11 protein-coding genes and 1 tRNA gene are annotated in these 11,484 nt (G+C 52.6%); 8 read left to right on the top strand and 4 right to left on the bottom strand.

Annotated elements, in window-relative coordinates; genetic code table 11:
• Positions 1-241 precede the first annotated feature (241 nt).
• The 6 genes from F3H12_RS12175 (at position 242) to cysK (ending at position 6,698) form a co-directional block, all read left to right on the top strand.
• Positions 242-1,072 carry a PrsW family intramembrane metalloprotease gene (locus F3H12_RS12175; RefSeq protein ID WP_243133284.1) on the top strand — a complete coding sequence of 277 codons (831 nt, stop codon included), beginning with the start codon at positions 242-244 and terminating at the stop codon, positions 1,070-1,072.
• Between the two features lie 303 nt (positions 1,073-1,375).
• On the top strand, positions 1,376-2,293 hold the full coding sequence (gene metA, locus F3H12_RS12180; protein WP_149679594.1) for a homoserine O-acetyltransferase MetA: 918 nt from the start codon (positions 1,376-1,378) through the stop codon (positions 2,291-2,293).
• Positions 2,294-2,326: 33 nt separating this feature from the next.
• A complete protein-coding gene (locus F3H12_RS12185; protein ID WP_149679595.1) occupies positions 2,327-3,058 on the top strand; it encodes a tRNA threonylcarbamoyladenosine dehydratase in 732 nt (243 codons plus the stop codon).
• Between the two features lie 255 nt (positions 3,059-3,313).
• Positions 3,314-4,603, top strand: a complete 1,290-nt coding sequence (locus F3H12_RS12190; protein WP_149679596.1) for a homocysteine synthase — start codon at positions 3,314-3,316, stop codon at positions 4,601-4,603.
• 21 nt (positions 4,604-4,624) lie between these two features.
• Positions 4,625-5,719 carry a tRNA 2-thiouridine(34) synthase MnmA gene (gene mnmA / locus F3H12_RS12195; protein WP_149679597.1) on the top strand — a complete coding sequence of 365 codons (1,095 nt, stop codon included), beginning with the start codon at positions 4,625-4,627 and terminating at the stop codon, positions 5,717-5,719.
• Positions 5,720-5,768: 49 nt separating this feature from the next.
• Complete coding sequence (gene cysK / locus F3H12_RS12200; protein WP_149679598.1) at positions 5,769-6,698, top strand: cysteine synthase A; 930 nt, start codon at positions 5,769-5,771, stop codon at positions 6,696-6,698.
• A gap of 162 nt (positions 6,699-6,860) precedes the next feature.
• Here the strand turns inward: cysK and F3H12_RS12205 are convergent, their stop codons facing one another.
• Positions 6,861-8,108: a DNA polymerase Y family protein gene (locus tag F3H12_RS12205; protein ID WP_149679599.1), complete on the bottom strand. Its 1,248-nt coding sequence runs from the start codon at positions 8,106-8,108 to the stop codon at positions 6,861-6,863.
• A gap of 180 nt (positions 8,109-8,288) precedes the next feature.
• Here F3H12_RS12205 and F3H12_RS12210 point away from each other — a divergent pair, with 180 nt between their 5' ends.
• Positions 8,289-9,458, top strand: coding sequence for an MFS transporter (locus tag F3H12_RS12210; protein WP_279232002.1), 1,170 nt, complete (start codon positions 8,289-8,291; stop codon positions 9,456-9,458).
• Between the two features lie 112 nt (positions 9,459-9,570).
• Here F3H12_RS12210 and F3H12_RS12215 read toward each other — a convergent pair whose 3' ends face one another.
• Together F3H12_RS12215 and F3H12_RS12220 are read right to left on the bottom strand one after the other, a co-directional pair.
• Positions 9,571-9,867, bottom strand: a complete 297-nt coding sequence (locus tag F3H12_RS12215) for a spore coat protein (RefSeq protein ID WP_149679601.1) — start codon at positions 9,865-9,867, stop codon at positions 9,571-9,573.
• Positions 9,868-9,881: 14 nt separating this feature from the next.
• A complete protein-coding gene (locus F3H12_RS12220; RefSeq protein WP_149679602.1) occupies positions 9,882-10,070 on the bottom strand; it encodes a hypothetical protein in 189 nt (62 codons plus the stop codon).
• A 184-nt stretch (positions 10,071-10,254) separates the two neighbouring features.
• On the opposite strand from F3H12_RS12220, the gene F3H12_RS12225 reads away from it, so the two are divergent.
• Entirely contained in the window at positions 10,255-10,980 is a 726-nt protein-coding gene (locus F3H12_RS12225) for a YfbU family protein (RefSeq protein WP_188118526.1), read from the top strand.
• Between the two features lie 251 nt (positions 10,981-11,231).
• On the opposite strand, the gene F3H12_RS12230 is transcribed toward F3H12_RS12225, so the two are convergent.
• Positions 11,232-11,309: transfer RNA gene (locus tag F3H12_RS12230), tRNA-Pro, on the bottom strand.
• Positions 11,310-11,484 lie beyond the last annotated feature (175 nt).

An 11,484-nucleotide genomic window follows, 5' to 3' on the forward strand; every position in this document is an offset into this window, starting at 1 on the left:
GTGTAAAAAAGCAGATGATCTATGATGATCATCTGCCAACAATACATATGCTACTTCATTTTACTTGGTTCAACCCCAACATTTGACGTAGAGCCTTATTTTCATGAAAAACAGTTTTATCGAATGAAAGCAGCCAAACTGACCATGCTATGATCAGAGCCCGTATGTCGGCCAATGTTTGCAAACCCGGTCTATGGGCTGGAAACCGGGCCAAATAGCGGATGCGGATAAGGAGGCTTCTGTGGACGGTAACGGTTTTTTCAATTACACCCCCAGAAGAAAAAGGCAGGATGCCTGGCTGCGGCTTCTGGCAACAGGCACGCTCCTGTATATCGCGACGCTCAAGATCCTGCAATATACGGGAAACACACATCTTGTCCCGACGCTGGTGTTCATCGGGAACTTCCTGGTCCCGGTAGCCTTTGTCCTGTTTTTCTATGAGCGTCGTGGCATATTCAGCGTCAGCATGGCAGCTACGGCCTTATGCTTCCTGTATGGGGGCCTCCTTGGTACTATTACCGCTGCGATGATTGAGCCGTTCTTTATCAGCGAACTGACCTTCAGTTCATCCTTCCTGGTGGGCTTCATCGAGGAATTGGCCAAGCTCATCGGCGTTGTCATGATCGCAAGGCGCAGGCGCTACAACTCCTACAAGGATGGCATCATACTGGGCGCCGCAGCGGGGATGGGGTTTGCCGCCTTTGAAAGCACGGGTTACACCTTTGCCGCTTTCCTGCAGACCGGCGGCAGCCTGTCCTATACCGTGCTGATCACGCTGTTGCGCGGGATTACCGCACCAGTGGGCCATGGAACCTGGACGGCCATTTTTTCAGGAGTGCTGCTGAATGAAAGCGTATCCGGAAGGTTCTATATCAATCGTCGGGTTATTTCTGCCTATCTGACGGTCTCGATCCTCCACGGCCTTTGGAACGGCCTGCCGCAGGTCATCAACGACTTCATTCCTTCGCCCAATGCCGATATGCTTGGCCTCGCTGCCATAGGGGCTGTCGGTCTCTACATCCTGTACCGCCAGTGGCGCAAGGCGGAGAGGGAGTTCATACCCTTTCAATAATAACCGTCTGACATCCAAACGCTTATATTGAGCTTGATTGCGATTGCCTTGCTCCGCTGACGCTGCGCGCGCAATAACAGCTCACGCCGGATGCAAGAGGTAAGATGCTGGAGTCTGGTATGTAAAGGTCATGGCGGCACAGCGCTCTGACCACATCCAGGATATGTGAATGCCACTTGGCAATAAGAAATACAGCATGGTATAATCTTATCTAAATCATAACTTAATTCACAGTAAAATTATCAGATTTAACCGCAGCCCATCTGCAGGGAAAACCTGAAACCATAAGGAGTTGTGAATGTCGTGCCTATCAACATACCAGATAACCTGCCGGCATATGAGATCCTGAGCAACGAGAATATCTTTGTGATGACCGAGGAAAGGGCGATTCACCAGGACATCCGTCCGCTGAGAATTGCCATATTTAATATCATGCCAACCAAGATCGTGACCGAAACCCAGCTGCTTCGGCTGGTGGGGAATTCACCGCTCCAGGTTGACATCGTTCTTCTGCATCCCGGGACATATACCTCCAAAAATACGCCCGAGGAGCATTTGAGGACTTTCTACAAGACATTTGAAGAGGTCAAGGACGAAGCCTTTGACGGGCTGATCATCACCGGAGCCCCTGTGGAGCATATGGATTTCGAGGAAGTGGACTATTGGGAAGAGCTCAAAGCGGTTATGGACTGGAGCCGCCATCGCGTCTATTGCACCATGTATATCTGTTGGGCTGCCATGGCCGGGCTCTACCATTTTTACAACATCCCCAAGTATCCGCTGAAGGAAAAGCTCTTCGGGGTCTTTGAGCACCGGTGCTGCGTGAAAAACGTCAAGCTTTTGAGGGGCTTTGACGATGTGTTCTACGCTCCTCACTCAAGGCATTCCGAGGTGCGCAAGGAGGATGTGGCAAAGGTTCCGGAACTGGAAATCCTGGCGGAATCTGACGAAGCAGGCCTATACATCATCAGGTCCCGGGATGACAGGCAGATATTCGTTACCGGGCATTCCGAGTATGATCCGCTTACACTGAAATCGGAATATGATCGGGATGTGGCAAAGGGATTGAAGATCCATATTCCAAAGAACTATTTCCCCGACGATGATCCCAACAGGCAACCCATCGTGAAGTGGAGGGGCCATGCCAACCTGCTGTTCTGTAACTGGTTGAACTATTACGTCTACCAGGAGACCCCCTACAATCTGGGAGAACTCAAATAATACTTTCTGCAAATATACTGAGGAGTCTTGTGAATGCTTCATGAATTTTCGCGCACCGAACTTTTGATTGGCAGGGAAGCCCTGGAAAAACTCCAACACAGCAAAGTGGCCGTTTTCGGCGTTGGAGGCGTGGGATCTTTTGCGGTTGAAGCTTTAACCCGGGCGGGTGTTGGAAAACTCGTGCTGGTGGACAACGATGTGGTCTGTCTGACCAACCTCAACCGCCAGCTTTTGGCCACTCAAAAAACCCTGGGAAGGCCCAAGGTGGAAGTGATGAAAGAGCGCATCCTTGAGATCAACCCGCAGGCCGAGGTCACCATCCACCAGGCTTTTTATTTGCCGGGCGCTTCCGACGATTTGATCCAGGATGACTACGATTATATCGTGGATGCGGTAGATACGGTATCAGCCAAGATCGATCTGGTAGTTCAGGCCAGGAAGAGGAATATCCCCATCATCAGTTCCATGGGTGCCGGCAATAAAATGGATCCCACCCGTTTCAGGGTTTCCGATATCTACAAGACATCGGTGGATCCGTTGGCCAAGGTCATGCGCAGGGAACTGAGGAACAGGGGGATCGATTCCCTGAAGGTGGTTTATTCCACCGAGCCGCCTCTTAAGCCCATGAAAAGCGAGGAAGAGAGCCGCAAGCGGCAGATCCCGGGAAGCATCTCCTTTGTGCCCTCGGTGGTCGGCCTGATCATTGCCGGAGAGGTTGTGAAGGATCTGATCGGCTATTCCGAAACAGGGACGGCAGCCTTATAAATGGATGTTGACAAAGTGCTGGCTGAGGTGTAAATTATATAAAAACATATATGAATTATATGTTTAAATTCCGTGGGGTAGCCTTGCGGAAACACCGACCAGGAAGGGGTGGATGCCGGATATCCATTCCGGAAAACATTGCTTCCGGTCTGTTTTGAACCTGTCCTCCGGGAGGATGGGGTTCATTCGTATATGGCGCCTTGGGGGAGAACGGATAAGCTGAGATTAGACAAGGAATGAAGGAGGAGAACCGATATGAGCAAGAAGAATTACAGGTTTGACACGCTTCAGGTTCACGCCGGCCAGCAACCGGATCCAACGACCGGTTCGAGAGCTGTCCCCATCTACCAGACCACATCCTATGTTTTCAACGGTACGGAGCACGCGGCGAACCTCTTTGCTCTGAAGGAGTTTGGCAACATATACACACGCATCATGAACCCTACCACCGATGTTTTCGAACAGCGCATGGCTGCTCTGGAAGGCGGTGTGGGTGCCCTGGCCACATCATCAGGGTCTGCGGCCATCACCTATGCCATCCTCAATATCATGGGAAGCGGGGATGAACTGGTTTCCGCAAGCACGCTGTATGGCGGCACCTACAACCTGTTCTCGGTTACGCTTCCGAAACTCGGCATCAAAACGGTATTTGTCGACCCCGATGATCCCGAGAACTTCAGGAAAGCCATCACCGACCGCACGAAAGCGCTGTACATAGAGACCATCGGAAATCCGGGCATCAACCTTATCGATATTGAGAAGGTTGCGGCCATTGCCCATGAGCATAAGATTCCGCTGATTGTGGACAATACTTTTGGGACACCGTATCTTATCAGGCCGTTTGAATATGGCGCCGACATTGTGGTCCATTCGGCCACCAAGTTCATTGGCGGGCATGGCACCTCCATCGGCGGCGTCATTGTGGATTCGGGCCGATTTGACTGGGCGGGAAGCGGGAAGTTCCCCGGATTCACCGAACCGGATCCCAGCTATCACGGCCTCAGGTATAAGGAAGCTTTTGGTCCGGCCGCTTTTATCATTAAAGCCAGGGTACAGCTTTTGAGAGATACGGGAGCCTGCATAAGCCCCTTCAACGCCTTCTTGCTGCTCCAGGGGCTTGAAACCCTGTCCCTCAGGGTTGAGCGGCATCTTTCCAACACCAAAAAGGTGGTGGAATTTCTGAGCCAGCATCCGCAGGTCAGCTGGGTCAACTATCCGAACCTTCCCGGCAACAAGTATTACGACCTGGCTCAGAAATACTTCCCCAAGGGTGCCGGTTCCATCTTTACCTTTGGGATCAAGGGCGGCGTAGAAGCAGGAAAACGTTTTATAGAAAGCCTGGAGCTTTTCTCGCTGCTTGCCAATGTGGCGGACGCCAAGTCGCTGGTCATCCATCCGGCCAGCACGACCCATGCCCAACTGTCGCCTGAGGATCAGCTGGCGGCAGGCGTCACTCCGGACATGATCCGGCTCTCCATCGGTATCGAGGATCCGGACGATCTGATAGAGGATTTGGCGCAAGCGCTGGAGAAGGCAGCCGGGTGATGCATTGAAAGGAAGACGTAAATGTCGAAAGGAAAAGTTCTGGTTGGCATGAGCGGCGGGGTTGACAGCAGCACCGCCGCCGCCATTTTGAAAGATGAGGGATATGAGGTTTACGGTGCGACCCTGAAGCTATGGGATGCACCGGCCGACGCGGAGGTCAGCGCGCGGACCTGCTGTTCCCTGGAGGACGTGGAGGATGCAAGGGCCACCGCCTTCAGGATGGGAATCCCCTTTTATGTGCTCAATATGAAAAGCCTATTTGAAGAAAAGGTGGTCCAATACTTCGTGGATTCCTATCTGAATGGGGAAACGCCCAATCCCTGTATCGCGTGCAACCAGCACATCAAGTTTGAGGCCATGCTGGCCAAGGCCTTGCAGCTTGAAATGGACTATATTGCCACCGGGCACTATGCCAGGGTTGAGAAGGATGAAGGCACGGGCAGATACCTTTTGAAGAAGGGTGTGGATCATACCAAGGATCAGAGCTACGTGCTTTACATGCTCAGGCAGGACCAACTGTCCAGGCTGCTGCTTCCCCTCGGGAAGTATACCAAGAAACAGGTGAGGGAGATTGCCCGGGAAAAGGGGTTTGTCAACTCTTCCAAGCCTGACAGCCAGGATATCTGCTTTGTGCGCAGCGGCCATTATTCGGATTTCATCAGGGATTACACCAGGAAGGAGATCCCCGACGGGGTCTTCGTGGACGAAACGGGAAAGGTTTTGGGCAGGAGCAAGGGCATTTTTGAATATACGATTGGTCAGAGGAAGGGGCTTGGCATATCGGCCAATTCCCGGCTCTACGTGATCGACAAGAACGTTGAGCGCAATGAAATCGTTCTGGGCCCAAAGGAAAAAGCCCTGGTGAAGCGTTTTTACGCCGACCAGATCAATTATATCGCCCTCGAAAGGCCCGAAGGGAACCTGAGGGTTTGGGCAAAGACCCGCTATTCCCAGAAGGAAGCGGAAGCCATTCTCCATCCCCTGGAGAACGACCAGGTCATGGTTGAGTACGTGGAGCCGCAGCCCTTTGTCTCGCCGGGACAGTCGGTGGTTTTCTACGACGGTGATGTGGTCGTGGGCGGAGGCATCATCAGGCGGTTCGAACTCAACCGGTGATGGGCGCAGCCGGTATCAATGGTGTATAATTGGCATGAGGTGAAACATTATGGCAGGAATAGCGAAGAATCTGACGGAACTCATTGGTAACACGCCCATGCTTGAGCTGGTGAACTTCAGCCGGGCTGAAGGGGTGGAGGCAAGGCTTATCGCCAAGCTGGAGTATTTCAACCCCGCCGGGAGCGTGAAGGATCGCATCGGCTACGCCATGATCCGCGATGCCGAGGAAAAAGGCCTGATCAACAAGGATACGGTCATCATAGAACCCACCAGCGGTAATACCGGGATTGCCCTGGCGTTTGTTGCCGCGGCCAAAGGGTATCGCCTGATCATCACCCTTCCTGACAACTTCAGCATAGAAAGAAGGAACCTGATGAAGGCCCTGGGAGCGGAACTGGTGCTGACCCCGGCCCAGGAAGGCATGAGCGGCGCCATCCGGAAGGCACAGGAACTGGCTGCCCAGATTCCCAATGCCTTTATTCCGCAGCAGTTTGAAAATCCGGCAAACCCGGAGATCCATCGAAAAACCACCGCCGAGGAGATATGGCGGGATACCGAAGGAAAGGTCGATGTGTTTGTGGCCGGCGTAGGAACCGGCGGAACCCTGACAGGCGTCGGGGAGATCCTGAAAAGCAGGAACAAGGATGTAAAGGTTGTTGCCGTGGAGCCCGCCGACTCACCCGTATTGTCCGGGGGCAAGCGGGGAGCCCACAAGATCCAGGGCATCGGGGCAGGATTCGTGCCCAAGGTGCTGAACACCGGCATCTTCGATGAGGTGTTCCAGGTGAAGAATGAGGAGGCCTATGAAACGTCCAGAATGCTGGCAAAAACCGAAGGGCTTCTGGTGGGAATTTCATCCGGAGCCGCCGCCTTTGCCGCCGCGCAGATTGCGAAAAGACCTGAAAACAAGGGCAAGAACATCGTGGTGATCCTGCCTGACACGGGAGAGCGCTATCTGTCCGCCGGGCTGTATGAATAAATAAAAACGGGCTATTTTGAACGCAAAACGGCCAGGTTTCCCCCAAAGGGGACCTGGCCTTTCCCGTCTTTACCGTGGGAAATATGTCGGGAAATCCTTGCAGCCGACCGCAGCCGGCTGCGCAGCCTCGGGAATCCCATGTATGCTGCCGGTAAGGCCGGCTCAGAGAATGGACGACATCATCTGGAAGTTTTCAATCACCCCGCCGGTGACAGGCGCCAGCCCGGACTGAACAAAGCAGGACCGCATCACCGCGTTGGGGCCGAAACGCATCCTCAGGCTGTCCAGGGTTTCATCGAGGCGCTTCTTCTTCCCGTTGTAGGGATCGAGGAACGACAGTTGGAGGCGATCGTTGGGGACCAGTTCGCCGACCCGCACACCCATTCCCCTGAGGGGCCTTTCCGGCCATATCTCCTTCATGAGCTGAAGGGCATATTCAAAGATCTTCATGGTCTGATCGGTGGCAGCCGCAAACTTCCTCTGGTGGGACTGGCCCGTGAGATCGGCCTGTCTTAAATAAACCGATACCAGGCGCGCGCAGAACCCTGCCTGCCGCAGCCGCATGCCCACCATTTCGCAGAGGGAAAGCAGCACCTTCCGGGCATCCTCGAAATCATCCACGTCAAAGGGAATGGTGGTGCTGTTGCCGATTCCCTTGATGGGCGGCCTGGCGTCGGGGGAAACCGGGCTGTTCTCAATGCCGTTGGCCAGATCGCGGATGAAGGGACCCCAACTTTTGAGGTGAAGCCTGAGCAATTCCGGATCAGCCCGGGCCAGCTGGCCAATGGTGAAGATGTTGAGCCGGTACAGCCTGGGAGCCGTTGCCCGTCCCACCATGAACAGTTCCCTGACGGGCAGGGGCCACAGTTTGCGAACCATTTCTTCCCTGGACAGGATGGTGTGGACCTTGTCGGGCTTTTCCAGTTCGCTGGCCATCTTGGCCAGCAGCTTGTTGTAGGAGACTCCTACATTGACCGTAAAGCCCAGTTCGTTCTTGATCCGGTCCTTGAGCCTGTGGGCCGCTTCCACCGGATCGCCCCAGACGGCCTCCATCCCCGTATAATCCAGAAAGGCTTCATCGATGCTGTACACCTGCACCAGGGGGGAGAATTCCTTAAGAAGATTTATTAAAGCATGGTGGCACATCATGTAGAGCGGGTAGTTCACCGGGACAACCACCAGACCGGGGCATTTCTGCCGGGCGGAGAAAAGGGTCTCGCCGGTCTGGATGCCGTATTTTTTGGCGGGGATGGACTTGGCCAGCACAATCCCATGCCTGCTTGCTTCATCGCCGCCGATCACGCTGGGAATTTCCCGGAGGTCCAGAGATTCCCCGTGTTGCAGGCGGTAGGCCGCTTCCCAGCTTAAATAGGCTGAATTGACATCAATATGCATGATGGTTTTTTCCATACCGGTCACCCCGTTTTCTATTTTATACCCGAACATATGTTCTTGTAAATCAATAAAAAATGGCAGGGCCGGTAATGGAATGCCTTAAAAAAAGGGACAATAAACAGGAGCCTATTTTGAGGAGGATGAATATGGAATCCGGAAAAAAAACGAGACCTGGCAGCCCTTGCTTTTATCCCGCTGGTTATGACCCTGGCAAATTCCATGCTGGTTCCCGTCCTGCCCCAGATTGAAAAGTCCCTCAGGATCAATGACCTTAAGTCCAGCATGATCATTACGGTTTACTCCATCGCATCGATTGTGCTGATTCCCGTGGCGGGATTCCTTTCCGACAAGTTCGGGCGCAAAAAGGTCATGGTGCCAAGCCTGATCATCACCGGAGCCGGAGGCCTTCTGTCCGGTCTGTCGGCCCTATGGTTCCAGAACCCCTATGGCTGGATACTGGCGGGAAGAATCCTGCAGGGGATTGGTGCCAGTGGCGCTTTCCCCGTGGTCATCCCCTGCGTGGGGGACATGTTCCGGGATGAAGCCGATGTCAGCAAAGGGCTTGGCATCATTGAAACCGCCAACACCATCGGAAAGGTGCTGAGCCCGATTCTGGGCGCTGCCCTGGGGCTTTTGGCCTGGTTTGCGCCTTTCCTTGCCATTCCCGTGCTGTCAGGAATCGCCGTTTTCCTGATCATCATCTGGGTCAGGGTCAAAAAAGGGGGAGACGAGGTTCAAAAGCAGAGGTTCCGGGACTTTATGCGGGAGCTGGGGAAGATCTTCAGGGAAAAGGGAAGATGGCTGTACCCTGTTTTTGTGATGGGATTCATCTGCATGTTTGTCCATTTCGGCGATCTGTTCTACCTGTCTTCGGTCCTTGAAGACAAGTACCATTTCGACGGGATCCTGAAAGGCCTGCTCATGGCCATTCCTCTGCTTTTTCTGAGCGTGGCGTCCTTTGTGACAGGCATCAAAATCGGCTCCAATAAGATTCTCATGAAATGGGTTGCCTTCGCCGGAAGCCTTCTGACCGCTGTTTCGGTCGCCTGGGTCGGTTTTGTGGAGAACCTGGTCCTTATCATGGCCATATTTTCGGTGGCCAGTACCGGCATCGGATGCGCGCTGCCCTGCCTGGATTCCCTTATCACGGAGGGGATCCGGAAGGAACAACGGGGCACCATCAGTTCCATTTTCAGCGGGGCAAGGCTTGTGGGGGTTGCCCTTGGCCCACCGGCCATTTCCCTCTTGCTTGGGTGGAACCTGATCCTTGCTTTTGTTGTATTGGCCGGTACCGCTGTTGTTTCGGCACTGGCGGCCCTGTTCTTCATCAAACCCGGGAAGGGGACGGGGAAAACGCAGGGGTAAGGTTCATGACAGGCTGCTGCGGATGATGGATGGCTTTGGGCAGGGGTGCATGACAAGAGGCAGGGCGAAAACCCTGCCTCCTGTATGAAAGTAAACGATAAACCTTGGGCCATCACATCCGCATGCCCTGGTTGTTCTGCATACCCTGCTGCTGTTGCTGGCCGCCCTGCAGCTGGGAGTATACCTGCTGTATCTGGTTTGGCTGGGCCGGTGCGGCAGGCTGGTAATAGCCTTTCTGGATGGCGTACTGGGCCAGTCTCTGCTGACGCTGCTCGTCAGCGTCACGCATTTGCTGGAATGTCCTTCTCAATTCCGGGTTGCTGCATTCCGATATGACGTTGGCATAACCGGTCAGGCTGCTTTTCAGGGAGCTCAGGTAATCATTGACCATATCCTTTTCAGTCATCATAAAGCATCATCTCCTTACTGCAAGAATGACATGAGCTTCTGTTTGTTGGCCTTTGCGTCGTTGGCATCGGCCTGAAGCATCTGTTTGAGTTGGGGATCCTGGCATTGCTGCGCATAGGTTTCCAGCTTTTTGATGCAGGTATCATGAGCCCCGATCATATGCCGCAGATTTTGCAGTTCCAATTCATTGATCTGTTGTGACATATGGCATGCTCCTTTCTTTATGGAATAATCGCTATTTAGTCTTTATAAAACGACGAAGATTATTCAATCCGGCGCAAAATGGGGAAAAAACCGGATGGTTTTATTTGACAACCAGGCAATAGATTATTTTCGGTTGCTTAAAAATGGTATAATGAAATATATGGTTGGTTGCGGAGGTATTGCTATGGAGCTGAGCAAAAAGGAAAGGCTGATGCTGATAAACCAGTACAGGATACTCTCCATCCTGAACCCGGACGGAGCCTCAAGTTACAATGTCCGCATCAAAATGCTCGAAAATGGGTATTCCCTGCATTATGACGAAATGATCAGCTGGCTCGACGATGGGATGAGCCAGGAACAGTGCCAGGAGATCATCGATATCCTGGAAATGTACCGATGCCTGTGGCATTCCTATAAAAAGCTGAGGGATAAAAAAGGCATCAGCAAAAAGGATGTCAGGTTCCCCGGATTTGACGCCAAGGAAGAGGAGCGGGAACTCAATTACGCGGAATTTGTCATGTACAGCCTGAAAAGGTATAAGGAATTCCATCAGAGAAAACGGATCCCCAACCATGACAGCTACAAGGTCATGATGGGCCAATACCGGGCCATGCTGAGTGTGTGGAAAAGCCTTGGCTATAAAAAGCTTCTGACCAGGGATGAGATCATCCAAATCCTCAACGGCGAGCGGGTCGTTCCGGATATAGATGATATTGATGATTTAAAGGTCCAGCCTGAACATCTTGAGAGCCTTCCGGTGGGAGAAGGTTCCCATTTGGATACCAGGGAGTGGAGAGAAGACGATTTGGATGGGGAAGAGGTAGCCTTCGGGCAATATGAAGCCTGCGCGGCTGATGACGGCCCGGAGCCTGATGACGGGTATGGGAATATGGAAAATGCATGTGATTGAGCCGTGAAAGATGACGTCCAGAATGATACAGGACAGGTCATCTGCACGAATAACAGTAATTGAAAAAGCCGGCCGGCAGTTGATTTACGGACCGGCTTTTTTGCGCCGGCAGGCATACAAACTGAGTCTGTTTTCAATTCGGAAAACGTTGACAACAATTACGAAGAAACAGGCAAAAAGATTTACTGCCAAATTACCATCAACAAAGAAAAAAGAAAATCGCTAGAACCGTTTATTCTAGCGATTTTCCCTGGTCGGAGTGACTGGACTTGAACCAGCGACCTCTTGCACCCCAAGCAAGCACTCTCATCCACCTGAGCTACACCCCGACGAGCGACAGTGATTATTATAAAACATATTTCAGCAAATCTCAATACCCAATTTTAAAAAGCTGTGTTTATTCTATGATCCTCATTTGAAAAAGTAAATTCCACCCCTTGAAGGCAAAGAGCGGAATTTAGTTTTGCAAAAGCATATAAAAAGTATAGTGGAATTAAGTTTTTC

Origin of the sequence: Thermoclostridium caenicola (assembly GCF_900142095.1) — a bacterium.
Taxonomy (GTDB): Bacteria; Bacillota; Clostridia; order DSM-8532; family DSM-8532; genus Thermoclostridium_A; species Thermoclostridium_A caenicola.